The sequence below is a fragment of the Natronorubrum sp. A-ect3 genome (genome assembly GCF_041821125.1).
Classification (GTDB): domain Archaea; phylum Halobacteriota; class Halobacteria; order Halobacteriales; family Natrialbaceae; genus Natronorubrum; species Natronorubrum bangense.
In genome coordinates, this window is sequence record NZ_JBGUBB010000001.1 from 1,234,462 (window position 1) to 1,260,200 (window position 25,739).

At 62.5% G+C, this 25,739-nt stretch carries 26 protein-coding genes and 1 tRNA gene; 10 read left to right on the top strand and 17 right to left on the bottom strand.

Translation table 11 applies throughout. The annotated features are described in order from the left end of the window. Positions 1 to 53 precede the first annotated feature (53 nt). Both ACERJA_RS06210 and ACERJA_RS06215 read right to left on the bottom strand, forming a co-directional pair. A complete protein-coding gene (locus ACERJA_RS06210) occupies positions 54 to 317 on the bottom strand; it encodes a hypothetical protein (RefSeq protein ID WP_373607366.1) in 264 nt (87 codons plus the stop codon). A 99-nt stretch (positions 318 to 416) separates the two neighbouring features. Further along, positions 417 to 2,384: an acetate--CoA ligase gene (locus ACERJA_RS06215; protein ID WP_373607367.1), complete on the bottom strand. Its 1,968-nt coding sequence runs from the start codon at positions 2,382 to 2,384 to the stop codon at positions 417 to 419. A 123-nt stretch (positions 2,385 to 2,507) separates the two neighbouring features. Here ACERJA_RS06215 and hisG point away from each other — a divergent pair, with 123 nt between their 5' ends. Then, complete coding sequence (hisG, locus tag ACERJA_RS06220) at positions 2,508 to 3,371, top strand: ATP phosphoribosyltransferase (RefSeq protein WP_373607368.1); 864 nt, start codon at positions 2,508 to 2,510, stop codon at positions 3,369 to 3,371. Between the two features lie 6 nt (positions 3,372 to 3,377). Here hisG and ACERJA_RS06225 read toward each other — a convergent pair whose 3' ends face one another. Then, positions 3,378 to 3,773, bottom strand: coding sequence for a hypothetical protein (locus ACERJA_RS06225; protein WP_373607369.1), 396 nt, complete (start codon positions 3,771 to 3,773; stop codon positions 3,378 to 3,380). A 280-nt stretch (positions 3,774 to 4,053) separates the two neighbouring features. After that, on the bottom strand, positions 4,054 to 4,614 hold the full coding sequence (locus ACERJA_RS06230) for a TATA-box-binding protein (RefSeq protein WP_373607370.1): 561 nt from the start codon (positions 4,612 to 4,614) through the stop codon (positions 4,054 to 4,056). A 204-nt stretch (positions 4,615 to 4,818) separates the two neighbouring features. Here ACERJA_RS06230 and ACERJA_RS06235 point away from each other — a divergent pair, with 204 nt between their 5' ends. After that, a complete protein-coding gene (locus ACERJA_RS06235) occupies positions 4,819 to 5,934 on the top strand; it encodes a TIGR01177 family methyltransferase (RefSeq protein ID WP_373607371.1) in 1,116 nt (371 codons plus the stop codon). 52 nt (positions 5,935 to 5,986) lie between these two features. On the opposite strand, the gene ACERJA_RS06240 is transcribed toward ACERJA_RS06235, so the two are convergent. Next, on the bottom strand, positions 5,987 to 6,631 hold the full coding sequence (locus tag ACERJA_RS06240; RefSeq protein ID WP_373607372.1) for a trans-aconitate 2-methyltransferase: 645 nt from the start codon (positions 6,629 to 6,631) through the stop codon (positions 5,987 to 5,989). A 319-nt stretch (positions 6,632 to 6,950) separates the two neighbouring features. On the opposite strand from ACERJA_RS06240, the gene ACERJA_RS06245 reads away from it, so the two are divergent. Both ACERJA_RS06245 and pheT read left to right on the top strand, forming a co-directional pair. Then, on the top strand, positions 6,951 to 8,477 hold the full coding sequence (locus tag ACERJA_RS06245) for a phenylalanine--tRNA ligase subunit alpha (RefSeq protein WP_373607373.1): 1,527 nt from the start codon (positions 6,951 to 6,953) through the stop codon (positions 8,475 to 8,477). Then, a complete protein-coding gene (gene pheT, locus ACERJA_RS06250; protein WP_373607374.1) occupies positions 8,477 to 10,243 on the top strand; it encodes a phenylalanine--tRNA ligase subunit beta in 1,767 nt (588 codons plus the stop codon). The genes ACERJA_RS06245 and pheT overlap by 1 nt, the downstream gene beginning before the upstream one ends. Before the next feature lie 302 nt (positions 10,244 to 10,545). Here the strand turns inward: pheT and ACERJA_RS06255 are convergent, their stop codons facing one another. Continuing rightward, complete coding sequence (locus ACERJA_RS06255; protein ID WP_006066039.1) at positions 10,546 to 10,743, bottom strand: hypothetical protein; 198 nt, start codon at positions 10,741 to 10,743, stop codon at positions 10,546 to 10,548. Between the two features lie 234 nt (positions 10,744 to 10,977). On the opposite strand from ACERJA_RS06255, the gene ACERJA_RS06260 reads away from it, so the two are divergent. Together ACERJA_RS06260 and ACERJA_RS06265 are read left to right on the top strand one after the other, a co-directional pair. Further along, positions 10,978 to 11,286, top strand: coding sequence for a non-histone chromosomal MC1 family protein (locus ACERJA_RS06260; protein WP_006066038.1), 309 nt, complete (start codon positions 10,978 to 10,980; stop codon positions 11,284 to 11,286). Between the two features lie 213 nt (positions 11,287 to 11,499). Further along, positions 11,500 to 13,023 carry an amidase gene (locus tag ACERJA_RS06265; protein ID WP_373607375.1) on the top strand — a complete coding sequence of 508 codons (1,524 nt, stop codon included), beginning with the start codon at positions 11,500 to 11,502 and terminating at the stop codon, positions 13,021 to 13,023. Here ACERJA_RS06265 and ACERJA_RS06270 read toward each other — a convergent pair. Both ACERJA_RS06270 and ACERJA_RS06275 read right to left on the bottom strand, forming a co-directional pair. Further along, positions 12,991 to 13,665, bottom strand: a complete 675-nt coding sequence (locus ACERJA_RS06270) for a type 1 glutamine amidotransferase (protein ID WP_373607376.1) — start codon at positions 13,663 to 13,665, stop codon at positions 12,991 to 12,993. The two genes, ACERJA_RS06265 and ACERJA_RS06270, sit on opposite strands and share 33 nt — an antisense overlap. Before the next feature lie 112 nt (positions 13,666 to 13,777). Then, entirely contained in the window at positions 13,778 to 14,002 is a 225-nt protein-coding gene (locus ACERJA_RS06275) for a hypothetical protein (RefSeq protein WP_373607377.1), read from the bottom strand. A 166-nt stretch (positions 14,003 to 14,168) separates the two neighbouring features. On the opposite strand from ACERJA_RS06275, the gene ACERJA_RS06280 reads away from it, so the two are divergent. The 3 genes from ACERJA_RS06280 to ACERJA_RS06290 all read left to right on the top strand — a co-directional run bounded on the left by ACERJA_RS06280 (position 14,169) and on the right by ACERJA_RS06290 (position 18,045). After that, the gene (locus ACERJA_RS06280; RefSeq protein ID WP_373607378.1) at positions 14,169 to 16,241 is read left to right on the top strand and encodes a helix-hairpin-helix domain-containing protein; all 2,073 of its coding nucleotides are present in this window, start codon (positions 14,169 to 14,171) and stop codon (positions 16,239 to 16,241) included. Between the two features lie 71 nt (positions 16,242 to 16,312). Continuing rightward, complete coding sequence (locus ACERJA_RS06285) at positions 16,313 to 17,407, top strand: aminopeptidase (RefSeq protein ID WP_373607379.1); 1,095 nt, start codon at positions 16,313 to 16,315, stop codon at positions 17,405 to 17,407. 218 nt (positions 17,408 to 17,625) lie between these two features. Further along, a complete protein-coding gene (locus tag ACERJA_RS06290; RefSeq protein ID WP_373607380.1) occupies positions 17,626 to 18,045 on the top strand; it encodes a universal stress protein in 420 nt (139 codons plus the stop codon). On the opposite strand, the gene ACERJA_RS06295 is transcribed toward ACERJA_RS06290, so the two are convergent. The 5 genes from ACERJA_RS06295 to ACERJA_RS06315 form a co-directional block, all read right to left on the bottom strand. Continuing rightward, complete coding sequence (locus ACERJA_RS06295; protein ID WP_373607381.1) at positions 18,046 to 18,819, bottom strand: SDR family oxidoreductase; 774 nt, start codon at positions 18,817 to 18,819, stop codon at positions 18,046 to 18,048. A 121-nt stretch (positions 18,820 to 18,940) separates the two neighbouring features. Then, complete coding sequence (locus tag ACERJA_RS06300) at positions 18,941 to 19,444, bottom strand: hypothetical protein (protein WP_373607382.1); 504 nt, start codon at positions 19,442 to 19,444, stop codon at positions 18,941 to 18,943. 93 nt (positions 19,445 to 19,537) lie between these two features. Continuing rightward, complete coding sequence (locus ACERJA_RS06305) at positions 19,538 to 20,194, bottom strand: alpha/beta hydrolase (protein WP_373607383.1); 657 nt, start codon at positions 20,192 to 20,194, stop codon at positions 19,538 to 19,540. After that, a complete protein-coding gene (locus tag ACERJA_RS06310) occupies positions 20,191 to 20,814 on the bottom strand; it encodes a VOC family protein (RefSeq protein ID WP_373607384.1) in 624 nt (207 codons plus the stop codon). Before ACERJA_RS06310 ends, ACERJA_RS06305 begins: the two co-directional genes overlap by 4 nt. A 6-nt stretch (positions 20,815 to 20,820) precedes the next feature. Next, the gene (locus ACERJA_RS06315) at positions 20,821 to 21,453 is read right to left on the bottom strand and encodes an FAD-dependent oxidoreductase (RefSeq protein ID WP_373607385.1); all 633 of its coding nucleotides are present in this window, start codon (positions 21,451 to 21,453) and stop codon (positions 20,821 to 20,823) included. 365 nt (positions 21,454 to 21,818) lie between these two features. Between ACERJA_RS06315 and ACERJA_RS06320 the strand changes: the two genes are divergently transcribed. Continuing rightward, positions 21,819 to 22,892, top strand: coding sequence for a glutamate-cysteine ligase family protein (locus tag ACERJA_RS06320; RefSeq protein WP_373607386.1), 1,074 nt, complete (start codon positions 21,819 to 21,821; stop codon positions 22,890 to 22,892). 38 nt (positions 22,893 to 22,930) lie between these two features. Here ACERJA_RS06320 and ACERJA_RS06325 read toward each other — a convergent pair whose 3' ends face one another. From ACERJA_RS06325 to ACERJA_RS06340, 4 genes are all read right to left on the bottom strand, one after another. Then, positions 22,931 to 24,136 carry a C45 family autoproteolytic acyltransferase/hydolase gene (locus ACERJA_RS06325; protein WP_373607387.1) on the bottom strand — a complete coding sequence of 402 codons (1,206 nt, stop codon included), beginning with the start codon at positions 24,134 to 24,136 and terminating at the stop codon, positions 22,931 to 22,933. Positions 24,137 to 24,418: 282 nt separating this feature from the next. Further along, a tRNA-Arg gene (locus ACERJA_RS06330) sits at positions 24,419 to 24,493 on the bottom strand. Positions 24,494 to 24,539: 46 nt separating this feature from the next. Next, the gene (locus ACERJA_RS06335) at positions 24,540 to 24,917 is read right to left on the bottom strand and encodes a YccF domain-containing protein (protein ID WP_373607388.1); all 378 of its coding nucleotides are present in this window, start codon (positions 24,915 to 24,917) and stop codon (positions 24,540 to 24,542) included. A gap of 213 nt (positions 24,918 to 25,130) precedes the next feature. Then, a complete protein-coding gene (locus ACERJA_RS06340; protein WP_373607389.1) occupies positions 25,131 to 25,487 on the bottom strand; it encodes a hypothetical protein in 357 nt (118 codons plus the stop codon). Positions 25,488 to 25,739: the final 252 nt, after the last annotated feature.

Genomic DNA, 25,739 nt, shown 5'->3' on the forward strand with positions numbered 1-25,739 from the left:
GTGTAGATCTACTTTCGTTGAAAAAGTCAGGTCGTGTCGTCGAGCCTCCAAATTCACTCCTCGTCGTCCGAGCGAAGCCACCAGAGAACAGCAGCCACCACGAGGACGACACCCACCACTTTGAGGAGTGTAACGAGCGTCCGTGAGTCGTCGGCTGCCGTCTCCATGTCGGATTCGGCTTCGCTCACGACTGTCTCATCTTCGGGTTCGGTCGTTTCCGTCTCGGCTTCGTTCTCTGCCTCATCCTCGTGTTCGGTCGTTTCCGCATCGGTCTCGTCTTCGGCCGTCTCCGCGTCTGTCGACTGCGTGCTTGCCATGTGAGTTCGTTACACTCGTCATGAATATAAGAGGTGTGGATGATTCGTGCTCGCTGTGAATCGCGACCATGCGAGACAGCGCCGAGTACGCAGCGACGTTCAGTTGCGGCCCCACAGCGTCGTGAGTTCGCCGACGATCTCTGGGTTTCGAAGCGGTTCACTGTCCTCGAGTGGGGCGTCGTCGACGATCCCCTCGAGCACTCGATACATCGTCTTCCCGGTGTGCGTTTCCGGCAGCTCCGGCGTGAACACGACGGCTGCCGGGCTGGCAAAGCGGCCGATTCGGTCGACGATCGCGTCGCTGATCGACTCGCGAAGCGCTTCGCGCCCTGTTAGATCCTGTTCGGCCGTTGCGAAAACGTAGAGATCGGTGTCGCCGTCGGCACTGCCAGCGACCGCGGCGGCTTCGGTCACGCCATCGACAGCGGTGATCGCGGCCTCGAGTTCGGCCGTCCCGAGCCGGCGGTTGCCGATCGTGACGACGTCGTCGTCACGGCCGATGATGGTGATGTAGCCATCGTCATCGACGACGGCACGGTCGCCGGTGGCGTACTGCCAGGTGTCGGCGCGCCGATCCGAGAACTGCTGCCAGTACTCCGCGAGGACCCAGTAGCGATCGCTCTCGAGCGGGGTGATCATCGACGGCCACGGTTTCGTGATCGTCAGAGAGCCCGGTTCACCCGGCGGCAGTTCCCTGCCGTTCTCGTCGACGGCGCGGGCCTCGATCCCGGGTAACGGCGGGCCGACGGCGCCCGGTTTCATCTCCGAGACGCCAGGGAGCGTCGACAGCAGGATACTTCCGGTTTCGGTCTGCCACCAGGTGTCGACGATCGGACACCGTTCCTCGCCGACGTGGGTGTAGAACCACTCCCAGGTATCGGGACCGATCGGCTCGCCAACCGTGCCGAGCAGTCGGAGCGACGAGCGGTCGTGAGCGGCCGGGAACGACTCGCCCCACTTCATGAACGTCCGAACGACGCCGGGGGTCGTGTAGAACACGTTGACAGCGTTGCGTTCGATCACTTCCCACGGACGGTGGCGATCCGGATACCGGAGACTCCCCTCCGTGAGGACGACCGTCGCACCGCGTGCCAGTGGCCCGTAGACGACATACGAGTGGCCAGTAATCCAGCCCATATCTGCTGTACACCAGTAGGTATCTCCCGGCGAGAGGTCGAAGACGGCCCGCGTCGTCCAGGTGGTGCCGGCGAGATACCCCCCAGTTGCGTGAGTCATCCGCTGGGGCTCACCCGTCGTTCCAGATGTGTGGATATGAAAGAGCGGGTCGGTCGCTGCTCGAGAAACCGGTGGGACAGTCGCGCCCTCGAATCGATCGGCCAGGGCACTGTACGCGTACTGGTCCGCGCCGAGTTGTGTGTCGTGGTCTGCACCGAGCCGATCGACGACGACTGTCGGAATCGTCGACTCGAGGGCAGCCAGTGCTGCGTCGGCTTTTCGCTTCTGGCCGACTGCCGTCCCCTCGTGGAAGTAGCCATCGCAGGTGACGAGCACGCTCGAGTCGTCTTGCTCCATGCGGCCGAGGAGCGCGTCGGGGGCAAAGCCCGCAAAAACCACGTTGTGCAAGGCCCCGATTCGGGCACAGGCGAGCATCGTGATCGGCAACTCGGGAACGGTCGGCAAGTAGAGCGTGACGACGTCGTCGGCTTCGACACCGAGCTCTCGAAGCGCAGCGGCCACAGCCGTTACCTCCCGATGGAGGTCGTAGTAGGTGTACGTTCGGCGCTCGCCGCGTTTGCCTTCCCACCGAATCGCAACCTGATTCTTCCGGCCAGCCTCGAGATGGCGGTCGATGCAGTTTTCGGCCGCGTTCAGGCGACCGCCGACGAACCATCGATAAAACGGCGCGTCGTCGGCATCGAGAACCTCGTCGTAGGGCTCGTCCCACTCGAGCAACGCAGCGGCGTCAGCCCAGCAGTCGGGCCACTCGCGATCGAAGCGTTCGTAGACGCTCGTGTCGGTGACAGTTGTGTCTCGAGCGAACGTCGACGGCGGACGACGTGCTGTCGCAGCGTCGCCGGGGACAGAGTCCAGCGAATCCTCGACCATAGATCGAGGCCTACAAGATCGGTGCACCTGAGTATTGTGGTCATAGTGGACAGTTGACACACCATGTGGCGACAGAGTTCTGAATGAAAAGACAGTTGCCCCCTCGTCGCTAACGCGTTGACAATGCGAATCGCCGTTCCTAACAAGGGCCGCCTGCACGAGCCGACGATTGACCTCTTAGAGCGGGCGGGACTCCATCTCGAGAACGGTGCCGACCGGAAACTCTACGCCGACACCGTCGACCCCGACGTCTCCGTGCTCTTTGCCCGTGCGGCGGACATCCCGGAGTACGTCGCCGACGGCGCGGCCGATCTTGGGATCACTGGCTACGACCAGGTCTGTGAGGCCCGCGTCGACAACGTCGAAGAACTGCTCGATCTCGAGTTCGGGCGCTGCCGGCTCGTCCTTGCCGCGCCCGAAGACGGCGAGTTAGAGACCGTCGCCGACATGGCCGGTAAAACCGTCGCCACGGAGTTCCCGAACATCACCGCGGACTTCTTCGCCGACGCCGGTATCGACCCCGACATCGTCGAGGTTACCGGCGCGACGGAGCTAACTCCCCACGTGGAGATGGCCGACGCCATCGTCGACATCACGAGTACGGGGACGACGCTCAAGATGAATCGACTGGCCGTCGTCGACGACGTCCTCTCGAGTTCCGTGCGGCTGTTCGGCCGCGACGACGTCCTCGAGAATCCGAAAGTCGAGGAGGTTCGGACGGCGCTGGCCTCGGTCAAACAGGCCGAAGGAAAGCGCTACCTTATGATGAATGTCCCAACAGCGAAACTCGACGACGTCCGTAATGTCATCCCCGGGCTTGGCGGCCCGACAGTGATGAACATCGCTGGCGAGGACGACGGCGACGACGCGGCGGTCGCCGTCCACGCTGTCGTCAACGAGCGTGACGTCTTCGAGACGATCACGGAGGTCAAAAATGCCGGGGCAAGCGATATTCTGGTGACCGAAATCGAGCGGCTGGTCGAGTAGCTGTTGCTACTCGAGTACCGATTCGAACACCGGGAGCGTCACATCCGGGACGACGTGACCATGGTCCCGGTCGTACGTGAGAATGTGGTGTTTTTCCAGCAGCGGAAGGTGTGTCTGGCACAGCGAGACGTGGATTCGCTGACGGAGATCGAGCAGCGGCGTCACGGCTGTCGGATCGTGCTCGGTGTCAGCGATCCGGGCGACCAGTGTGCGGACTTCGAGTGGCCCCTCCTCGGTGAGTAGACAGCGAAGTACCTCGCGGCGACGATCGTTGTCGAGCACCCGCTGGGCCGCCACGCGTGGGATGGAGCCATCGAGCGCCAGTGACGTCTCAAGAGAATCGCCACCGCCAGACGCGCGGCGATCCAGGGCGGTCGTCAGTCTGTCTGTGTGGATCGTCATCGATAACTGAATCTCAGTAACAAGGGCGATAAACGCGACCAGTCGTTCGGCTCGCTCAGGCCCAATTCAGCCCAGTATGAACCGTTCGAACTGGAATAAACAGTCGAAAACCCAGCCAAAGAAACGAGTGAGCGGGTAAACCGTCTCGTTTGAGACAACTATCATCGCTACTGATAGATACCGTCTGTCACACTGTGTGGCCGCTGTGTGTCGTCTGTGCCTCTCAGTTCAGTTGAGACGGGAACGACGGCGAGAAGCGATCGATCGAAAACAGCGGAGGTTACTCGAGCAAGCCGAGATCTTCGAGTCGAGAGACGATTTTGTCAACGGCGTGTTCGGCATCTTTCGGTTGTTTACCGCCAGTAATCACGAGTTTCCCGGAGCCAAACAGCAGGGCGACGACTTCGGGTTCGTCGAGTCGGTAGACCAACCCGGGGAACTGCTCGGGTTCGTACTCGATGTTCTCGAGACCGAGCCCGATTGCGATCGCGTTCAGGTTGAGATTTCGGCCGAGGTCGGCGCTGGTGACGATGTTCTGGACGACGATCTCGGGATCTTCGTTCACCTGAATCTGGAGTTCACGGAGTTTGTCAAAAACGATACGCAGACTCTCGTGGACGTCGTCGGTGCTTTTCGCACCGGTACAGACGATCTTCCCCGACCGGAAGATCAGGGCGGCGGATTTTGGATTCTGCGTGCGGTAGACGAGACCGGGGAACTGCTCGGGATCGTAGTCGGCCCCCTCAAGGTCCATCGCAACGCTCTGGAGGTCGAGTTCCTGTCCGATGCCGGTCGACGCCACCACGTTTTCAATGTTGATGGTGTCCTTCGGGTCGGTCATAAGTCGCTTAAAAAGACGTATTTAAGATTTATAAAGGTTAGTACCGCCACGTGATATGTCCGGTATATACATCGGCTGCGTCTGTCAGTTACAACCCGATTCCGTGATGTACAGCAGCTGACAGGCTGGTTCACGAACACTGGTTTGTGGACAGCGGTCGCGAAAAACGGTAGGCTCATGGCCAGCCCACGGTGACACGTAGCCGTGTACGTACTCGAGCTTGGCGGCGAGGACGATGCGTTTGCAGCCCGCGAAGCAGCCAGTGGCGCGGCCGACGTCCGTCGGATCGCCCCCGGGCTCGCCATCGCGAACGCCATTGCACCCGAACGCATCCGTGGATTGGCATACACCCATCGAGCGAGCGACCTGCTCGGCCGTACCGACGCCGACCTCGCAAGCGCCCGTGTGTTACTCGAGACGGCGCCGATCGATCGCGAGGGGACCGTTGCAGTGCGAGCGACCGATATCCACGGCTCGAGCGGCGTCGATACCGAGCGTGTCGAGCGCGAACTCGGTGGGATTCTGGTAGATCGCGGCTTCACGGTCGACCTCGACGATCCGGACCACGTGCTGCGGGCGACGTTCTCTGCGGGCGTCCTCGAGCGTGGTGGACGGCTCGAGGCAGCGAGCACCACCGGCGCGCTGTCTGCATCCACAGCAGAACTCGCGGGTGATGCGTCGCTTGGGGACGAGGTCTCCATCTGTACGCTGGGCTGGCTCGAAGCCGAGAGCGTCCGGGACTTCGGGACTCGCGCACCGACGGACAAACCTTTCTTCCAGCCCGGGAGCATGGACCCACTGCTCGCCCGTGCTGTCGCGAACATCGCCGGCGCTCGCCCCGGTTCGACGGTTCTCGATCCCATGTGTGGCACCGGTGGCGTCCTCGTTGAGGCCGGCCTCGTCGGCGCGGACGTCGTCGGGACCGATGCCCAGGCCAAAATGGCTGCGGGCGCGCGGGAGAACTTACGGCACTTCCTCGAGTCCGACGACCCCGCCCCAACTGGTGTCGCTCGCGGCTCGTGGCACGTCGGCCGTGGCGATGGCACTCGGCTGCCGCTGGTCGACGACGCCGTCGATGGCGTCGTCTTCGACGCCCCCTATGGCCGCCAGTCGAAGATCGAATCACATCGCCTCGAGGACCTCGTCTCGGGCGCCCTCGCCGAAGCTCACCGGGTCGCCCCGCGAGCCGTCGTCGTTGCAGATCGGTCGTGGGCGAGCGAAGCCCGCACAGCCGGGTGGGAACTCGAGGCTGCGTTCGAACGACGCGTCCACCGGTCGTTGACGCGGTACGTGCTCGTACTCGAGCGCCGTTCTGAATAGTCACCGCCGTCGAGCCACAGCACAACGGCGGCCGTCTACGGCGTTATGCAGCTCATAATTCACTCTTTTCAAGATACACCATCGGCGTCTTCGCAACGAGAAATGACTCGTCTTCGGTCGCATCGACGGCGTCCCAGTAATCCCGCGGCTCGGTGTCACAGCACTCTCGGATGTCCGCACTCGAGAGGACGTTCTCGCCGGAGAGGACGAGGTCGAACGCCTCGCGTCGCCGGCCCTCGAGCCACTGATCGAATCGGGCCGGACACTCTGGGTCGGGGTAGTTGATGACGAGATAGCCACCGTCTGCGACGTGTGCGTAGAGGTCAGCGACGGCCGCGGCGGTGTCGGGGACGAAAAACAGCGTCGCCGCAGAGTAGACCAGGTCGAAGCGCTCGTCGGTCTCGAGATCCGGCAGCGCATCGACGGCGAACGTGAGATTCTCAAGGCCGCGTTCGGCCGCGCGCTCACGATTGTCCGCGACGACCTGCTCGGAGATATCGATCCCGTGAAACTCGGTGTCGGGATAGCGACTCGCGAGGGCAAAAAGGACGCTGCCGGGGCCACAGCCGACCGACGCGACGCGCTCGAACGGGCCGAAGCGCTCGAGAAAGCGCTCGAGGTAGTCGACCATCGCCTCGCCCCGGAGGTAGATACAGCGGTCGTAGTCGGCGTTTCGGTAGAACTCGTCCCAGTCCATGTGGTCTCGTCTCACTGGACATGAACTTAACAGGTTCGAGTGCCGTGTCCACACGGACCGCAACGTTTTTGCACCGACCGCCAGTTCCACGAACCATGGCACCCGAATCCCACGTCAGTGCCGGTACCGACGACCAGTCAGACCGTCCACAGTCGGGATTCGGTTTCTTTTTTGCCCGGTAATCCGGGCCGGTGGAGCCGCGCTCGCCCACGCCGGGCGGGCGCGTCGAAACCGACCGCACCGTCGACAGCGCTCGAGTTCAGACTCGAGCCGAGTCGGAACCGCTAACTGACACCCACGCAGCCATACGAACAAGCGAATGCAACTTCCAGCACAACAGGTTGCGGTCTTAAAGGCCGCAACCGCGGACGATGCAACGTCCGTCGACGCCCTCGCCGCGGCGACCGACCTGCCACCGGAAACCGTCACCGGAGCAGTGTTCGAACTCGAGGCCGAGGAACTGGTCGCCGTCACCGAACGCGTCGACGAAACCGTCTCACTCTCCGACGAAGGGCGAGAGTACGCCACCGATGGACTCCCCGAAGTCCGGCTCTACGAGGCCGCACTCGAGGCCGGCGCCGGCGACGAGCCAGTCCAGATGGGCCGCGTGATCGGGGCCTCGGGGCTCGAGGGCCCACAGGTCGACATCGCGCTCTCGAACTACGCGCGCAAAGGGTACGGCAGCATCGACAGCGGCGAAATCACGGCCGATCCCGACGCCGAACCGGACGCGGATGCAGAGGCGAACGCGCTCGCCAAACTCACCGACGCGGACGACACACCGGTCGAGGGCGTCGACGTCGACGCAGAGACGCTCGAGGAACTCGAGCGACGGGGCTTACTCGAGCGAGCGGAGTCGATCGTCCGCGAAGTGACGCTGACGGATGCTGCCGTCACGGAGCTGATGGCAGGGATCGAAACCGCTGAAACGGTCGGCCAGGTCACGCCCGAACTCCTGACGAGTGGGGAGTGGGAGGACGTCGAGTTCGCCGAGTACAACGTCGAGGCCGACGCCGAGACCGTCGAGGGCGGCAACGTACACATCCTGCGCCAGATGTCCGAGCGCGTCAAGGACGTGCTCGTCGGCATGGGTTTTCAGGAGATGGACGGCCCCCACGCCGACGCGGACTTCTGGATCAACGACTGTCTGTTCATGCCACAGGACCATCCCGCACGCACGCACTGGGATCGGTTCGCTCTGGAGCAGCCGACCCACATCGACGAGTTGCCCGAGGAACTCGTCGAGCGCGTCGAACGCGCCCACCGTGAGGGTGTTGGCGAGGACAGCGAAGGCTACCACTCCCCGTGGGACGAGGACTTCGCCCGCGCGCTCGCGCTCCGTGGCCACACGACCTCGCTGTCGACCCGCTATCTCTCCGGCACCGAAATCGGCGAGATCGAGCCGCCAGCGCGCTTTTTCAGCGTCGAGAAGGCCTACCGAAACGACACGCTCGACGCAACCCACCTCCTCGAGTTCTATCAGATTGAGGGCTGGGTGATGGCCGAAGATCTCTCGGTGCGCGATCTGATGGGCACGTTCGAGGAGTTCTACGCCCAGTTCGGCATCACCGACATCCAGTTCAAACCCCACTACAACCCCTACACGGAGCCGTCGTTCGAACTGTTCGGCACCCACCCCACGACGGGCGAACTGATCGAGATCGGTAACTCGGGCATCTTCCGCGAGGAGATGCTCGAGCCACTCGGCGTCGACTGTGACGTCATGGCCTGGGGACTGGCCTTAGAGCGACTCGCCATGCTCACGACCGGCGCGGAGGATATCCGCGACCTGCACGGCACGCTCGCCGACCTCGAGTTCCTGCGGAACGCGGAGGTGACTTACTGATGCCCACTGTCGATATCGACCCCGACGAACTGCGCGAGTTGACCGGCCACGAAGAGACGAGCGACGACGACCTCATCGATGACCTGTTCGGACTCGGCCTCGAGTTCGAAGGCCGAACCGAAGCCGGCGAGTTCGAACTCGAGTTCGCCCCCGACCGTCTCGACCGGCTCTCGGTCGAAGGCGTCGCGCGCTCGCTGCGCTATCAGTACGGCGACGCCCGCGGCGTCCACGTCCCGTCGCCGAACACGGCGGAGTGGACGATCACCGTCGACGAGTCGGTTCCCGACGAGCGGCCGTACGTCACGGGTGCAGTGATTCGCGATGTCAATCTCGACGAGGACGCCCTCGACTCGCTCATTCAGCTGCAAGAAAAGCTCCACGCGACGATGGGACGCAAGCGCGCGAAAGGCGCGATCGGGATTCACGACCTGACGATGCTCAAAGGACGGGACGCCATGGACGATGGCACGCCGTCAATCAAGTACGTCGGCGTCGAACCCGACGGCGACCGCTTCGTCCCGCTCGATTCCGACGCGGAGATGACGCCCGCAGAAGTACTCGAGGACCACCAGACAGGCCAGACCTACGCCGACCTCGTCAGCGGCTACGACCGCTACCCCGCGATCTACGACGATATCGGCCTGTTCTCGTTCCCGCCGGTGATCAACGGCCGCCGGACCGAGGTGTCGACTGACTCGAGAGACCTGTTCGTCGAGATGACCGGCACCGACCAGTGGACGATCGACAAGATGCTCAACATCGTCTGCTATGCGCTGTCGGCACGCGGGGCGACGATCGAGGAGGTAACAGTCGAGTATTCAGGTAGCGAGGCCGCGAACGCGGCCTCGAACGGGAGCCAGACGCAGTCCGGCGGACGCGAACTCGTCCGCCCGGATCTCTCGATGAAGACGAAGACCGTTTCCCACGCCCGCATCGAGACCATTCTCGGCATCGACCTCGACCCCGACGAAGTGCTCGATCTGGCCGAACGATCGGGACTCGAGGCCGAAAAAACCGAAAACGACGATGGAGCCCTCGTCTACGAGGTGACGGTCCCACCGTACCGCGTCGACGTCCTCCATCCACTCGACATCATCGACGACCTCGGGCGCGCCTACGGCTTCAACGAACTCGAGCCGACCTACCCCGACGTGGGGACCGTCGGCGGCCGTCACGAGCGCTCTCGTCTCGAGCGCGCCGCGCGCACCCAACTCGTTGGCCTCGGCTTCGAGGATCTGCTGAACTTCCATATGATCAACGAGGAGGAGAACTACGATCGCCTCGAGATTTCGCCCGGAACCGACGCCTATGGCGCTGGCGAGCCCGCGACGATCAAAGAGCCCTACAGCGAGGATTACACCATGCTCCGGACGTGGGTTATGCCCTCGCTCATGACGGTCCTCGAGCGAAACACCCACCGCTCGTATCCACAGCATCTCTCCGAGATCGGCTTCCGTGCGGCGCTCGACGACAGCGAAAACACTGGCGTCGGCGAGAGTCGCCACGTCGGAGCCGTCCTCGCAAGCCACGACGCCGGCTACGAGGACGCCAAAGCGCGCCTGCAGACGCTCGCGCGCAACTTCGACGTCGATCTCGAGACGCCACCAACCGACCACCCGGCCTTCATTTCGGGTCGAACCGCCGCGGTCGTCATCGACGGCGAAGACGTCGGCGTGATCGGCGAGGTTCATCCTAAAGTGCTCATCGAGTACGACCTCGAGGTGCCCGTGGCAGCCTTCGAGTTCGACCTGGCGGCGCTGCAGTAGTCGGCTGTCGGTCTTTTTGCTCGAGTGTAGAGGTCGTGTCGCGGTTCAATCGATTACACCGCGAGCGAACGAAAGCGCGGCACATCGCGCCGCGGAATGACGAACGGCCGAAGGCCGTGAGTCAGGGAGCGAGCGGGCCGACGACTAACGCGGAGAGCGCGGCACAACGCGCCGTGAATAGGCGAGCGGCGAAGCCGCGAGCCGAAAAGAGTGCTTGTGATCGATTTTTTGCCGAGTGCCAGCACACCGTGCGGCAGCTACGCTGGCGTCAGCGTGAAACAGACGCAGCCTAAACGGTGGTTTTAGAACTCGTGTTCGACCTCGTCCTCGTCGGCTTTCTGGATGATGATCTTCCCGTCCCGGACTCGGACGAAGACTTCGTCGCCGATATCCATACCCGCGACTGCGAGCTCGTCCTCGTGGAGGTTGAGGTGGACGTTGTGATAGTTGCCATCTTCGTCTTTCGCACCGCTTGGACTCAGCTTCTTTTTCCGTACCATCGCGGGATTCTATGACGAACTTCGCCGTAGGATATACTTAAGTGTTTTCGACGACCGAACCCATGCCTCTAGTACGCATGGATACCGAGAGATCGACACTGAATCCCATCGTCAAAAGGGTTGATGCGAAGGAATGGCGTAGCCAATTCACTTAAAGATACCGACGCAGTCGGTCGGTTTTCGGGGATATCTTTATGTCGAGTCGTGTGCTGAGTTGACACGGAGGCTAAAACCATGGTACGTGAAGATGGTAAACGAAACTTTGCACTGCGCGAGTCGGGCGGCGACGAGTCGAGCGTCTTCTCGGGGAACACCCCCCGCCAGGCTGCCCTGAAAGCAGCCCGGCGACTCGAGCCCGGCTCGAGTGAGGACGAGGCAGAGCGTGTCGAACTCAAGCTTCGAGAGAAAGGCACGGACAAGGTCCACATCTACGACGGCTGGGCGTGGGAGGAGACCGCACCCGACGACAAGCCCGACTGGATGCCAAACGAGATCACGGAGGCAAACGTCTCGAAGAAAGGAATCGACCACCTAGAGGAGTGATGTGCCGTTGAAGCGGAGTTTCGTTCGATACTATTTGAGTGGGTGCTGTAGCACACACTGTACACAGAAACAGCATTTTATCCGGCGACCGGTTGGCAGCCATCAGCGACGGTGCTCGAGTGTCGGTGTTCGCCATCGAACACACTCATAGCACGGCGACAGTCACTGCCGTAGCCAACTACGCATTTTGCCGCCCCTCGTGACTGAATTGATATGCCGTTTCGACCACCGACCAAAGACGATCTCCGCGAGCTCGGCCGTTCACTGTTTCTCGAGCTCACCGACGACGAACTCGACTGCTTCGTCGAGATGGCCGAGCGACGAGCCGACGCCTATGATACGGTTCGGTCGTACAACCCCGAGCCACGACTCGGAGGCCGTAAACGCCGCGAGCGAACGTCCGGCGTTCGTCCAGCCGACACGGCGGATCCACACAATGCGTGGGTGAGTCGGTGTCAGATCGCTGGTGATGATGGCGGCAAACTGGATGGAATGGATGTCGCGATCAAGGACAACGTCTGCGTCGCCGGCGTCGAAATGACCTGCGGATCTCACGTCGTCGAGGGGTATGTGCCCGACGTCGATGCGACGATCGTCACCCGGCTGCTCGAGGCCGGCACAGACATCATCGGCAAGACGAACATGGACGACTTCGCCATGACGAGGACAGGCTACAGCGCCTTTGGACCGATCACAAACCCACACGACGACGCGTTTCTCGCGGGTGGCTCAAGCGGCGGCAGTGCAGTCGTCGTCGCGACCGGCGAGGCCGACGCGGCTATCGGCTCCGATCAGGGTGGCAGCGTCCGGATTCCAGCGTCTCTGTGTGGTGTCGTCGGGCACAAGCCAACCTACGGACTGGTCCCCTACACAGGCTGTATCGGCCTCGCCCACTCGATCGACCATCCGGGGCCGATGGGGCCGGACGTTGAGACAGTCGCGCGAGTTCTTTCGGTGATCGCCGGCAGCAACGAACGCGACCTGCGAGAGCCGGCGCCCGTTCCGACCGAGTCGTACCACGAACAGCTCGATGGCGACGCCGCCGACCTCTCGATCGGCGTCCTGCAGGAGGGGTTCGACCATCCCGGGGCCGATGCTGGCGTTGTCAAGTGCGTTCGAAACGCCCTCGAGCGACTCGAAGCGAATGGGGCTTCGCTCGAGGAGGTCTCCGAGCCGATGCATCTCGACGCGAGCGATATTCAGGCCGTCTGCACGGCGGAAGGCTTGCTCGATGCGATGATCGGTGAGGGACTGGGCCATGGCTGGAAGGGGTGGTACAACACGTCCTGGATCGAGTTCTTCGGCTCGGCACGACGCGTCCAGGCGAACGACTTCCCGGCGTCACTGAAACTGTCCTTGCTCGTCGGTGCCTACGCAAACGAGAACTACCACTCGAGATACTACGCCGACGGGATGAACCTCGTCGTCGAACTCACCGAACGGTACGACACGCTACTGGCAGATCACGAGCTGCTCGCGATGCCGACGACGCTGGGGACGGCACCCGAACACGACCCCGAACGGGACCAGTACGACCGACTGCAGGAAGCGCTCGTCGTCGCAAACACGGCCCCGTTCAACCGGACCGGCCACCCCGCGGTCAGCGTCCCTGTCGGTGAGGTCGACGGACTTCCGGTCGGCCTCATGCTCGTCGGCTCACGGTTCGACGATGCGACCGTTCTCGACGCCGCCAGCACGGTCGAGTCAGTCGTCGACGGCGTGGGAGTGCGTAGTTGAGTCAGCGACGATCGAGGCGAAGTTCTCGATGATCTGGGTCGCGTTGACGGCGTCGAACCCGTGCTCACCATCGGTCCAGTCGAAGTCGGCCTCGAGTCGCTCGCGGTGCGTGCTCGTAAACTCCGGGTGGAACTGAACCGTCCAGAGCGGAGCAGTTCGATGCCGCGTCGCGAACGCGTGGTAGTAGTCAGTCGTCGCGATGACGTCCATCTCGTCGCCGGGCTGGGTGACGACGTCGCCGTGAGCGACGGGAACGACCGACGCCACGCCGTCGAAAAGCGGGTCAGCAGCGAGGTCGACGTCGACAGGTCGACAAGTCGTGCCGACGTGTTCGACAGTGCCACCGAGTGCTGCGTTGGCGACCTGATGGCCGAAACAGACCCCGAGCGTCGGAATCTCGCGCTCGACTAGCTCGCGAACAAGTCGCTGCTGGTCGGTGATCCACGGCCGATCAGCAGCCTCGTAGACGCCTGCCGTACTGCCCGTCAGAACCACGCCGTCAGCACGCTCGAGATCGGGACGCTCGCCCGCGGGGTAGTCAACCGCCGTCGCGTTCGGAACGTATCCCTCGAGGGCGTCGCAGTGATATTCACACGACGGATCAACCTCATTTCGAACAACAGCAATCGTCGGCACCCTCATGTACACAGTAGTGGACCAATATCGACAAAACAGTATCGGAAAGACAAGTAATTGCGTCAGTATGGTAAGAGTGTGGGTTTGAGTCTGGCAGCAGCCGTCAGTTTCTCAGAGACTACGGGGTGGAACCCGAGCCCGAGCGACCACCACGAACCAGTTTGAGAACACCCTGGGCAGCCAGTCCGAGTATCGCCCACTTCCAGGCGAGGGCGGCGAGGCCGAGCAGCAAGATGCCGCGAGTCCGCTTGCCCCGACTGAACGCCGTTTTCGCTTCTGAAAGCACCGAGAGAACCGTCAGCGACCGCGTTGCTGTCGATCCGAGGAGTTTCTTGAGTACCATACCTGTCGTTGGGGCCCCGACCAGATAACGAACGTCCCGTCTCGCGCAAGTCTCAATCGACGTCATCGACACCACACACCCCGGTCACTGTCAACGAGTGTCTCAGAGATCCGAAAACCGGGCGGGAACTTTTTCTCACTCCGGTTTGATACGCTGCTCACGAAGCATGGATCTCGAGTCGATTCCGGGTGTCGGCGAGAAGACCGCACGAGCGCTCACAGCGCTCGACGAGCCCGAGCGCGCGCTGCGGCGGGGTGACGTCGCGACGATCGCGACCGCTCCAGGGATTAGCCAGGGTCGGGCTGCTCGGATCGCACGCGGTGCGATCCGACTGGAACACGACGATCCCGGCGGCTTTCTCGCCACCGACCGCGCTCGTGAGGTCTATCGAAACGTACTCGCCTTGCTCAAATCACGGACGGTCACCGATTACGCCGCCCAGCGACTCGAGACGATCTATCCCAGTCCGCGTCGCTCACGGATCGAGGACGTCCAGGCGTTCGCTCGCGATGCACTCGAGCGCGAGTACGACGAGACCGTGCTCACGGCACTCGAGGGTGTCGAACCGCTCGAGAAGCCGGGCGATATCCGGGTCCGTGAGCGCTGTCTGGCGACGGCCGACGCCGAACGCTACAGCGAGGCCCGGGACGCGATCCCGGAGCTCTCGGTCGAAATCGTCGAGGACACGCAGGGGTTGGCCGAACTCGCGCGCGGATACTCCACAGTGGTTGCACTCGATGAGTCGTTTGCCGGTGTCACGATCGACGGCGACGTCCAGGTCAGGCCCGATGCACTCGAGACGCCGGCCGAAATCGTCCCGGAACGGCCCCTGTCGTTTTTCGCGCGCAACCGGAGCCGGCTTCAGGCAGCTATCGACGTCCATCGGGCTGGCGATCTCGAGGCCGCCTGCGATCTCGAGGCACTCGAGGACGGCCTGTCGCGTCTCGACGAAGATGGGACGGTCGCAGGCGACGACGAACTCGATCGGCTGACGACGGCGATCGACGACCTCGAGACAGCAGCAGGCACAGCCGAAAGCGTCGCCAACGATCATCTTCGGGAAGCGATCCGCGAGGAGGACGTCACGATCGAGGGGTCGGATCTGCTTTCGCTGGTCGAGCGTGGCGCTGGTGTCGACTCGTTGCTCTCGCGGGAGCTCGCCGACGAGTACGCTGCAGCCGTCGAAACGGCTCGGGAGCACCTGATCGATGCACTCGATCTCGATCAGGGCGAGGCCGAGATCGCCCGTCGGGCGTTCAGCGACGAACCGACGTTCCCGGTCGAGCGCGATGGGGACGTCGTGTCACGGCTGCGTGAGGAGCTCACGGCGGCCAAAGAGCGCCGTGCGGGCCGACTCAAACGCGAGCTTGCAGCCGACCTCGCCGACCAGCGCGAGGGGGCCCGCCAGCTCGTTCGGGATGCTCTCGAGCTCGATGTCGAACTCGCGATCGCCCGGTTCGGACGGGAGTTCGAGTGTACGATGCCGGAGTTCGTCGACGGCGATTCGCATAGTGCCTCGGCGGCGAGCAGTGAGCGGTCGGCTAGCGACGAACAGGTCGGCTTCGCGATCGACGGTGGCCGTTCGCCGCTGCTCGACGAACCGCTCGAGGCGATCGATCCTGTCGACTACGAGGTGACAGGTGTTGCGTTGCTGTCGGGTGTCAACAGCGGTGGGAAGACGTCGACGCTCGATCTGGTTGCAAGCGTCGTCGTGCTGGCACACATGGGCCTCCCGGTTCCCGCCGAGCGGGTTCGTCTACAGCGATTCGACGATCTGCACTATCACGCCAAAACACAGGGAACGCTGGATGCGGGCGCGTTCGAGTCCACCGTCAGGGAGTTCGCCGATCTCGCCCAGGGCGGCGAAGGATCGCTTGTCCTCGTCGACGAACTCGAGAGCATCACCGAGCCCGGCGCGTCGGCAAAGATCATCGCCGGCATTCTGGAAGCGCTGTCTGAAAACGGCGCGACGGGCGTGTTCGTCTCCCACCTGGCAGACGAGATCCGCGAAATGGCCGACTACGACGTGACTGTCGACGGTATCGAGGCGATGGGGCTCGTGGATGGGCAACTCGAGGTGAACCGCTCGCCGGTCAAAGACCATCTGGCGCGGTCGACACCGGAGCTGATCGTCGAGAAACTGGCTGATGAGGCCCGAGAACCGGCGACAAACGGAGGGAGCGTTCCTGACGTGACGGGGCCGGACTTCTACGATCGGCTCCTCGAGAAGTTCGACTAACTCCGGACTGGTCGCTCAGTTGGAGTGTTCGATTCGAAAACGGTATCCCGGCGCTCGGATACGTGTGACACATGGACCCACGTATCCGCGAACACGCCGAGATAATCGCGAATCACTCGGTCGACCTCCAGGAAGGGGACAACGTCATCGTCGACGCCCATCCCGTTGCCGAAGACCTCGTGGTTGCGCTCCACGAAGTGATCGGCGAGATCGGTGCGAATCCGTTGACGACGAGCCAGCGGACGGGCGCACGCCAACGCCGGGCGTATCTCCGCGCGGGTGACGACGAGTACGAGACGCCCGCCCACGAACTCGCACTCATCGAGGAGACGGACGTCTACATCGCCATCCGGGCCAGCGACAACGTCACCCAGACCAGCGACGTCGACCCCGAGACCAGTGCGGCCCACCAGCAGGCCCACCAACCCATTCTCGAGGAACGGCTCTCGACGCGCTGGTGTCTCACGCAGTTCCCCGCGCCGGCAAACGCCCAACTCGCCGAGATGTCGACGGAAGGCTACGAGGAGTTCGTCTGGGATGCCGTCAACAAAGACTGGGACGAACAGCGTGACCACCAGGCGAACATGGTCGAACTCATGGATCCCGCCGACGAGATCCGGATCAAAAGTGGCGACACGACCGACGTGACGATGTCAATCGACGGCAATCCGACGCGCAACGACTACGGCGAACACAACCTCCCCGGCGGTGAGGTCTTCACCGCGCCCGTCCCCGACAGCGTCGAGGGCGAGGTGCTGTTCGACATGCCGCTCTATCATCAGGGCCGGGAGATTACAGACGTTTACCTCGAGTTCGAGGGTGGCGAGGTCGTCGACCATTCGGCGGCGAAAAACGAGGAGCTGCTGACGGAGGTTCTGAACACGGACGATGGCGCACGCCGACTCGGCGAACTCGGGATCGGGATGAACCGCGATATCGACCAGTTCACCTACAACATGCTGTTCGACGAGAAGATGGGCGACACCGTCCACATGGCCATCGGCCGTGCCTACGACGACACCGTCGGCGAGGACAACGAGCAGAACGATTCGGCGGTCCACGTCGACATGATCGTCGATATGAGCGAGGACTCGCTGATCGAGATCGACGGCGAGGTCGTCCAGCGTGATGGAACGTTCGTCTTCGAGGACGGGTTCGAGCAGTAAGATCGCGAACCAGCGGGAGTGAGCGGCTTTTTTATCGACGGTTTCGCGAAGTGAGTGCTCGAAGTACCGCGAGCGGAAAACGTTCGGAGTGACTCGCGGATTGAGATCGACGGCGAGGTCTGAGCCTGCAAAGCCCGCGAACGGCTCCTCGACGACTGAAAACCGCCCGCCAGGCCGTCATCGGCTGGCTTTATACATCCAGACTCAGTAGCGATCGTATGGCAGTCCTCGTAGCGTACGATGGGTCGGCGCCCGCACGCAAGGCAGTAGAACACGCCTTTGAGACGCACTCGGACGAGGAGATCATTCTGCTGCGCGTCGTCGAGGCAGCGGAGGGCTCGACGGGAGCGGGAATCGAGCTCCTGAAAGACATGTTCCGAGAACGCGAGGCGGAGATTTCCGAGGGGTTCGGTGACGAGGTCTCGGACATCGTCAGCACCGATGGCGTCGACTTTCGCACGGAGACAGCCGTCGGCCAGCCCGCTCGAGAGGTCGTCGCGTTCGCGGAAGAGAACGATGAAATCGAGCACATCATCATCGGCAGTCACGGGCGAAAAGGTGTCTCGCGCGTGCTGCTTGGCAGCGTCGCCGAAAACATCGTCCGACGGTCACCTGTTCCCGTGACCGTCGTCCGGTAACTACTGCGAGTTCGTCATCCCGCCGTCGACGACGAGCGATTCGCCGTTGACGTAATCCGAGAGATCGCTCGCCAGATACAGCGCCGCGTCCGCGACGTCCTCGGGTTGGCCCGCACGTCGCGACGGGATCGCCTCCAAGAACTCCGATTCGGCGTCGGTGCCCATAATCGGGAAGTCGTCGGTCGTCATCGTCGTCTCGATCAGACCGGGGTGGATGGCGTTCACTCGCACTCCATCGGGACCGAGCTTTGCAGCCATCGAGTACGTGAACAGCCGTACGGCACCTTTCGTCCCACAGTAGGTGACGAACTCACCCGATCCCTCGAGGCCGGCGACCGACGAGAGATTGATAATGCTCCCGCCATCGGCTTCGACCATCCGTTTTGCTGCCGCTTGCGCGCCAAAGAAGACGCCTTTGACGTTGATGTCCATCATCCGACCGAACCCGTCCTCGTCGACCTCGAGGAACTCCTCGCCGTGGAAGATCCCCGCGTTGTTGACCATCACAGTGACACCGCCGAACTCCTCGGCGGCTTCGACAGCCGACTCGAGGTCGTCGACGTTCGTGACGTCACATTCGACGAACGCCGCGTTCGCATCCGTCTCGTCCTCGATCAGTTCGTGGGTCGGCTCACCGCCCTCTCGAGGCGACTCCTGAATATCCGCGACGACGATGTCGGCACCTTCCGCGGCGAACCGACGGGCGATCGCGCGTCCGTTTCCACTCGATCCACCAGTCACAACCGCCACATCGTCTGTGAGCATTGCTGACATTGCCCATATATCTACCACGTCGTTTCAGATAACGGTTGCATAGCGATAGGATCGAGACAGTAACGGCCGGAGACAGATTCGGCTGCTCGAGCAACCGTCGACGGAGACAGTTCCAGCGATGTCAGTCCTCGAGCACGCGAACAGCACCGATCTGGCCCACCTGCTGGTACTCACAGAGGTAGTTCTCCATCTCGGGGGTGGCCTCGAAACGGAGTGTCTCGACCTCGCCGATAGCTTCGTTGCCCTCGGTGGTGTACTCATCGACGACGTCGCGATTCGCGTCCCAGAACGCGATGTTGTGGTGGACACCATCCATATTCTCCCAGGTAATCTCGTACTTCTGGCCCGCAACGAGCACGAGCGTGGGGTTTTCGACGCGGTCGATCGCAGACGGCGCGGCACCGACCCAGCCGCCGACGTAGCCGTCGAACCGAATCTCCTCCACAGCTCTCCACGCGTCGGGATCAGTGTCACCCACAACTGAGTCCGCCGCGTCGACGACGGGTTCAGGCTCGTCACCGTCGTCACTCGCGCCGTCATCCAGACAGCCAGCGACGGACACGGCTGCAAGCGATCCAGCCACTGCCGAGAGAAACATCCGCCTGCCCATGCTGTTCGGATTCATTACAGATCGTATGCGAGCAAGTGGGATAAGCGCCAGCCCGACGAGTGCACGAGCGTTGCCGAGAGAGACTGTCGTCCGATCTACCCGGACAGTTCAATCCTCGAGGAGGTCCGCGACCATTCCCGAGACGGTCTCGAGTTCATCCTCGTTGACGCCGTGGCCCATCCCCTCGTAGAGTCGTTTCGTCACGTCGGCAGCCATCGATTCGAAGACGGCGGCCGTCTCGTGGACGCGTTCTTCGGGAATGTGTGGGTCGACGTCGCTACAGCCGAGGAAGACGGGAGTCTCCTCGAGGTCGCCGGGATACGTCTCGTCGAGGTCCTCACCGATGAGACCGCCGCTCAGGGCGGCGAGCCCGCCGTAGCGGCGCGGATTGCGAGCGAGGAACTCGCTGGCGAGACAGGCACCCTGCGAGAAGCCGACCAGCATGACGCGGTCGGTCGGGATACCGGCATCGCTGGCCTCGTCGATCGCGTCCGCGATCGCCTGCAGTCCCGACGTTCGGCCCGGCTCGTTCGCCTCGACGGGTGCGAGAAACGAGTTCGGATACCACGTCTTGCCGGCGGCCTGCGGGGCGAGCAAGGCGACGCCATCGTGGTGGATCTCGGTTGCGAGGTCGAGCATCCCCTGTGCGGTCGCTCCGCGCCCGTGGGTGAGCACGAGCGCAGCAGACGCCTCCTCGAGCGGCGTGGCGCCGGTGACGAGTGGCTGGCCCTGGTGTGGGCCGTCCACGTCGTCACCCGCGCTCATTCGACACCACCGACGCCCGCACTTGCATCGGGCAGATCGTGCTTGACGACCTCGAGGCCGAGTGCGTCGATCGCGCCGCGGAGGTGTTCATCCTTGGCGTACTCGGCCCCGTCGGCCTCGCGGAGTTCCTGGGCTTTCGCCAGGATCTCCCCACGGCGGTCGTTCGGGATCTCGTACTTGTCCGCCGAGAGTTCGATGACCAGCCCGTTGTTATCCGTCGTGTAGATCGAGTGGAAGATCCCCCGATCGAAGACGTTGTACTGGTGGCCCGCGTCCTCGAGCGCCTGCATCGTCTCCTCGTACTCGTCGGGATCGACGCTGAAACAGAGGTGGTGGACAGCGCCGACGCCGCCACGCTGGCCCCGCTGGTTCGATGGGCGGTCGTCACTCACGAAGAACGTGAGGATGCGGCCGTCGCCCGTGTCGAAGAACAGGTGTGTCTGGGACGGGTCGTCGAGGTTGGGCTGGCGAAGAACCAGCGGCATGCCGAGGAGGTCCCGATAAAACGCGATCGTATCGGCCTCGTTGCTCCCCCAGATGGTGATATGGTCGGTCCCCGTCATGTGGACGGGGCTGTCGGGCAGTTCGGGCGTGACTGGGTTTTGAGAGTTGTTGGACATAGTGTATTACTCCGCGATCAGTTCGCCGAAGACGCGCTCGGCGTCTGCGGGGACGTCGAAGTCGTGGTAGTACTCTCCCTTGACGGACGAGAGGATGTTCAGTGCTGCGGCCGCACCGTCGCCGACCGCAATGGCGGCCTGCCACTCCTCCGGACGGACCATCGCGCCCGTCGCGTAGACACCGTCGATGCTCGTCTCCATGTTGACGCCGACATCGACAGTCTCCTCGTCGGTGAACGCACAGCCCAACTCGTCGGCCAGGTCGCGGTTGGCACCCGTCGCGAGGACGACGTAGTCAGCGTCGTACTCGCCCTCGTCGGTCTCGATGGCGAAGCCGTCCTCGGTCTCACTGACCGCAGTTACGGGTTCGTCCTGTCGGCAGTCGACACCGAAGTCGTCGACCTGCTGGCGTGCCGTCGCCATGAACTCGCTGCCACCGACCGAGCCAATGCCGAGATAGTTGAACAGATGGGCCTTGTGCATCCACGTTCCGTCGGTATCGAAGACGGTTGTCTCGAGGCCGTTTTTCGCCGTAAACAGGGCTGCGCTGAGGCCGGCGGGACCGCCGCCGACGACGATCACGGATGGCGTTTGCGTTGTGTCAGCGTCGGATTCGTCCGGGGAACCAGTGTCGCTCATTGTAGTTACACAATGTTACTGCAAGAGTATGAACCCAGCAGAGACGCCAGAACAACCACGTGACATGAGTGTTACTACCGTCGTCGAGTGGACGTGAAGTGGTCACCAAGCCGTCTACCGGTCGTCCCGTCGCATTCAACGCGCTCTGTAACAGTAACAGCTGCCTACAGTCGCTGTAGTCAGTTGCTACCGTCCGGCATGCTACTTGCGCACGAAAGCTCAACGGGTACACGTGGAACCGACCTCTCTCAAGGCACAGAACCAATCAGTCGAACGGCGGGGCTGCGTTCGGTGACGCCGTCGACGTTTGGCCCGGTGACAGCACATTCGAGGGCCACACTACCCACAGCCGACCGGAGACATTCATGAAAACTAGCCTTGAAGTAGAGTACTGGGTCATCGACGACACTGGTGACCTGGTCGCTCCCGGATCACTGCTTGACAGCTCGGCGCAGATCGATCCCGAGTTCGTCGAGCCGATGCTCGAGATCAAAACAACCCCATGTTCGTCGATGGTCGAACTTCGCGAGGAGTTCATCGACCGCATCGGAAACGCAGTCGACGCAGCGCGCGACCAGGACAAACGGCTTGTCCCGCTGGCGACGCCACTCCACGCGAGTCCAGCGGAGATCCCATACCGTGAAAAACAGAGCACGGATCTCCAGCGCCAGATCGTCGGCCGGTCGTTCGACGACGCTCGTGTCTGTGCCGGCACGCACATCCACTTCGAGCAATCGAACGTCGTCGACCAGTTGAACATGCTGACCGCACTCGACCCTGCCTTCGCACTCGCCACCAGTTCCGCCCACTACCGCGGCGAACGGATTCTCGAGTGTGCCCGCCCGTTCCTCTACCGACGCTCGTGCTATGAGGACTGCCCCGAACAGGGCCAGCTCTGGCCGTACGTCGACAGCGTCGACGAGTGGGAGAGGCGGCTCGAGGACGCCCACGAAAGCTTTCGCGAGCGCGCGATCACGCGCGGTGTCGATCCGAATGCGTTCGACGACGCGTTCGACCCCTACGACGCGGTCTGGACCCCGGTCCGGCTGCGAAAAGCGATGCCGACTGTTGAATGGCGTTCGCCCGACGCGACCCTCCCGAGTCAGATCCTCCAGCTCACGGAAGCGGTCCGCTCGATCGTTACCCACGCTGATGCCCGCGGTACCGTCGTCGGTGACGCCGATTCGTACGCTGGCGAGGTCACACTCCCCGAGTTCGACACCGTCGAATCAGTTACCGACGCCGCGATTTACAATGGACTCGAGAGCCCGGCTGTGACGAGCTACCTCGAAGAGCTCGGGTTTACGCCGTCGGCGTACGACCCGCTGGCAAATCGACTCCCCGACTCGAATCTGTCAAAACGGCAGGCGAAGGCGTTGCGGTTGGAGGCGGCACAGCGGCTCGAAGCTGATCTCGAGCAGCGCCGTGTTCGAGCCTAGAAACCGTCTCGGGGCTGCGACCACGCGCCGAGGACCAGTCACCGTCGTCGCTCGAGCCACCGCTGTCCCGTCCGAAGATCGGTCGGAATCTCGTCACCAAAGGCACACCGCGTGCGCTCCAGTTCGCAAGGGTTGCCCGTCGCGATATCGATTACCGGGGAGCCACCTTCGAACACGGTCGCACTTGCGGTCGTCAACTGGCCAAATGCGTGGGGTTCGTCCGTCTCGGGCTCCGGATGACGACAGATCGAGTTGTCGCCGGGGCCGTTCTCGTGGTCCTGTGCGATCGTCCACAGCTCGTCACGGTCGATTCCGTCGACACTGTTGAGCAACTCGAGAGCTCGTTGTCGCCGCGTCGTCGAACTCGCCGTCTCGGTCGACGCCGAGCGCACGAAGTGGTTCGTTCGCGTACCAATGGGACCGTCGTCGACGGCGATGCGCTCGGCGGCTGGATCGATCTCGAGCAAGACGCCCTCGGTTCCGTCGGCCAGAAACAGCGTCTGGCTCATCAGCTGCCGGGTCGGGTGTGACTCGAGGAACGCCCGTGCCTCCACGACGGTCGCACACTCCTCGAGGAGCATGCGGATGACAGTGCCGTTCCGGAGCTGACCTTCTGGGTCGACGTCGTCGCGGTTGCAGTCGATGTACGTATTCGCCGCAACCAGCCCCTGATCGTTGACACCTTTGTAGATCGAAATCGTCCCGCAGGTGTCGATCGTCAGAAAGCCGTAGTAGCCGTCGATCGGCGGCTGCTCGATGATCGATTTCGGTCGGGTGCCACGCCCCGAAATATCCCGGTTTTTGAGCACGAGCGGGCCGGTGTCGGCATCGGTGATATTGTCGGACCCGCCAGACGCCTCGGTTTGCTGCGGGGCAACGAGCGCGTTCGTACATCCCTGGGGATGCTTCTCGGACCGGCCCTCCCCCTCAGCCAGTTCCTCACAGAGTTCCGCATACGCGAAGACGTACACTTCGTAAACGTCCGAGTCGACATCGAACACCTCGGCCATCGCCTCGTAGGCCCGTCGATGCCGCTCCGGCAAACTGGCTCGGCTCCGGCGAGCGTACTCGAGCAACGGCTCGAGGTCAACGTCCTGTCCGGCGATTGCCGACTCGAGTTCGTCGATCGCCCATTCGACAGCCTCGCGTTCGAGTTCGGCGCGTTGGCGTGCCTGATCGGCGAACGTCTCCGAGTCGTCGATCACGTCGCTGTAGGCAGTGGTGTCGACGTCCGGCTCATTCATATTCCGAAGAGGGACTCGAGAGGGTTGTATCGTTGGCCTGAAAGCGTCTGGCCCCGGTGTGGACTCGAGACAGCACCAGCCCTTGCTCGAGAGCGACTTGCTCGAGGTGGGCTTCGAATAGCAGGACTCGAGTGCAGTCACTCGCTACTCGCGGCCGTGAGAAGACGGGGCACGATGAGATTTGAACGACGCCCGAGAACCTGCGCTTCGCGCAGAACCTCGGTCTAATTCAAATCCCATCTCGGTATCTTGCTGTCGCTCACGAGTTGTTCGCGACAGCAGCGGGCACGATGGGATTTGAACCCACGACCGTCGGATTAGAAGTCCGACGCTCTTTCCGGACTGAGCTACGTGCCCTCGAGTACGAATCAACGGCGGATTGGCATAAACAGTGTGGATTCATTCAGCCGTGAAAGCGGTACAGCGACGTGACGAACGGCAGTCGGTTGATCATCCAGATGGCAATCGGAAGGCCGATAATCGTCACCGCGAGCAAGGCTGCGAGGTTCGCCCAGAAGAAACTCAGCCACCAGCCGATGAAGACGAAATACAGCGCCCGGACCACCAGCGAGTGCTGGCCGCGAGCCAACTCGGGGTTCGTGAACGTTCGTGGTTCGGCCAGCGTCAACACTGTCGGGACGAGGTTGATCAGCTTGATCCCGATTGGGGCGAGGACGATCGTGACGGTCAGCAGCCACGCGAAATTGATCACGATCGGCGTCGCCCACCAGCCAATGACCAGAAACCAGAGCGCACGCACGAGCAGCGATCGTTGAGTCACAGCGAACGGTACGACAGAACGGAAGATAACCACAGCGATTAACTCCACGCATGGGACTGTTCACCGGTTCCAACAGTCGACGTGCTCTCGAGTCGCGGCTGAAACGGGTTCCACGTCACAGAGTCGTCTCGCGATCGGGTTGCAATGCCGTGTGGCGGCTGCTGTAGCTGCGTCGCTTAAAAAAGAGAGTCCCCTGGGCGTCACTCGCCGGGCTTAGTCGTCTTCGTCGTCCAACTCGTCTTCATCCTCATCGCCAAACGCGTCGTCATCATCCTCGTCTTCGAACTCGTCATCGTCTTCATCGCCGAACTCGTCGTCGTCATCGTCGTCTTCATCGCCGAACTCGTCGTCGTCATCGTCGTCTTCATCACCGAACTCGTCGTCGTCATCGTCGTCTTCGTCGCCGAACTCGTCGTCTCCGTTATCGTCAACTCCGAGGTCGTCTCCGTCGTCGTCGATCTCCTCATCAGTACCGTCTTCATCGTCGTCCATACAGCCGGCCACTGCCGCGATCATGCCAACACCGACGACTTTGGTGAATCGGCGCCGGTTGAGTCGTGATTCTGTCATAGCGTGCATTTGTTCCAGCGAGTGACTACCAGATAATACAGAGAGTCCGTTTTGATTATCAGTCCCGCTTCAGACGGATTATCGATAATTCAGTCGTGATGAACAGACCGTTGCAGCCGTGACTGCTGTTGATCGTTGTGCAACCAACCGTCGCCCCAGACAACACCGAATTGACAGACCAGTTCCGTTTACCACGACAGTTGCTCGAGTCTCTATCGGACAGTTGACCCGTATCACACGGAGGTACAGCCG

What these genes read in the sequence shown, in the direction of transcription:
- ACERJA_RS06275 (WP_373607377.1), bottom strand. Translation starts at nt 14,002, where the DNA reads ATGGTACTCAAGAAACTCCTCGGATCGACAGCAACGCGGTCGCTGACG.
- ACERJA_RS06290 (WP_373607380.1), top strand. Translation starts at nt 17,626, where the DNA reads ATGGCAGTCCTCGTAGCGTACGATGGGTCGGCGCCCGCACGCAAGGCA.
- ACERJA_RS06285 (WP_373607379.1), top strand. Translation starts at nt 16,313, where the DNA reads ATGGACCCACGTATCCGCGAACACGCCGAGATAATCGCGAATCACTCG.
- ACERJA_RS06230 (WP_373607370.1), bottom strand. Translation starts at nt 4,614, where the DNA reads ATGACCGACCCGAAGGACACCATCAACATTGAAAACGTGGTGGCGTCG.
- pheT (WP_373607374.1), top strand. Translation starts at nt 8,477, where the DNA reads ATGCCCACTGTCGATATCGACCCCGACGAACTGCGCGAGTTGACCGGC.
- ACERJA_RS06265 (WP_373607375.1), top strand. Translation starts at nt 11,500, where the DNA reads ATGCCGTTTCGACCACCGACCAAAGACGATCTCCGCGAGCTCGGCCGT.
- ACERJA_RS06215 (WP_373607367.1), bottom strand. Translation starts at nt 2,384, where the DNA reads ATGGTCGAGGATTCGCTGGACTCTGTCCCCGGCGACGCTGCGACAGCA.
- ACERJA_RS06320 (WP_373607386.1), top strand. Translation starts at nt 21,819, where the DNA reads ATGAAAACTAGCCTTGAAGTAGAGTACTGGGTCATCGACGACACTGGT.
- ACERJA_RS06325 (WP_373607387.1), bottom strand. Translation starts at nt 24,136, where the DNA reads ATGAATGAGCCGGACGTCGACACCACTGCCTACAGCGACGTGATCGAC.
- ACERJA_RS06225 (WP_373607369.1), bottom strand. Translation starts at nt 3,773, where the DNA reads ATGACGATCCACACAGACAGACTGACGACCGCCCTGGATCGCCGCGCG.
- ACERJA_RS06295 (WP_373607381.1), bottom strand. Translation starts at nt 18,819, where the DNA reads ATGTCAGCAATGCTCACAGACGATGTGGCGGTTGTGACTGGTGGATCG.
- ACERJA_RS06305 (WP_373607383.1), bottom strand. Translation starts at nt 20,194, where the DNA reads ATGAGCGCGGGTGACGACGTGGACGGCCCACACCAGGGCCAGCCACTC.
- ACERJA_RS06315 (WP_373607385.1), bottom strand. Translation starts at nt 21,453, where the DNA reads ATGAGCGACACTGGTTCCCCGGACGAATCCGACGCTGACACAACGCAA.
- ACERJA_RS06260 (WP_006066038.1), top strand. Translation starts at nt 10,978, where the DNA reads ATGGTACGTGAAGATGGTAAACGAAACTTTGCACTGCGCGAGTCGGGC.
- ACERJA_RS06280 (WP_373607378.1), top strand. Translation starts at nt 14,169, where the DNA reads ATGGATCTCGAGTCGATTCCGGGTGTCGGCGAGAAGACCGCACGAGCG.
- ACERJA_RS06245 (WP_373607373.1), top strand. Translation starts at nt 6,951, where the DNA reads ATGCAACTTCCAGCACAACAGGTTGCGGTCTTAAAGGCCGCAACCGCG.
- ACERJA_RS06255 (WP_006066039.1), bottom strand. Translation starts at nt 10,743, where the DNA reads ATGGTACGGAAAAAGAAGCTGAGTCCAAGCGGTGCGAAAGACGAAGAT.
- ACERJA_RS06240 (WP_373607372.1), bottom strand. Translation starts at nt 6,631, where the DNA reads ATGGACTGGGACGAGTTCTACCGAAACGCCGACTACGACCGCTGTATC.
- ACERJA_RS06340 (WP_373607389.1), bottom strand. Translation starts at nt 25,487, where the DNA reads ATGACAGAATCACGACTCAACCGGCGCCGATTCACCAAAGTCGTCGGT.
- hisG (WP_373607368.1), top strand. Translation starts at nt 2,508, where the DNA reads ATGCGAATCGCCGTTCCTAACAAGGGCCGCCTGCACGAGCCGACGATT.
- ACERJA_RS06300 (WP_373607382.1), bottom strand. Translation starts at nt 19,444, where the DNA reads ATGAATCCGAACAGCATGGGCAGGCGGATGTTTCTCTCGGCAGTGGCT.
- ACERJA_RS06310 (WP_373607384.1), bottom strand. Translation starts at nt 20,814, where the DNA reads ATGTCCAACAACTCTCAAAACCCAGTCACGCCCGAACTGCCCGACAGC.
- ACERJA_RS06270 (WP_373607376.1), bottom strand. Translation starts at nt 13,665, where the DNA reads ATGAGGGTGCCGACGATTGCTGTTGTTCGAAATGAGGTTGATCCGTCG.
- ACERJA_RS06210 (WP_373607366.1), bottom strand. Translation starts at nt 317, where the DNA reads ATGGCAAGCACGCAGTCGACAGACGCGGAGACGGCCGAAGACGAGACC.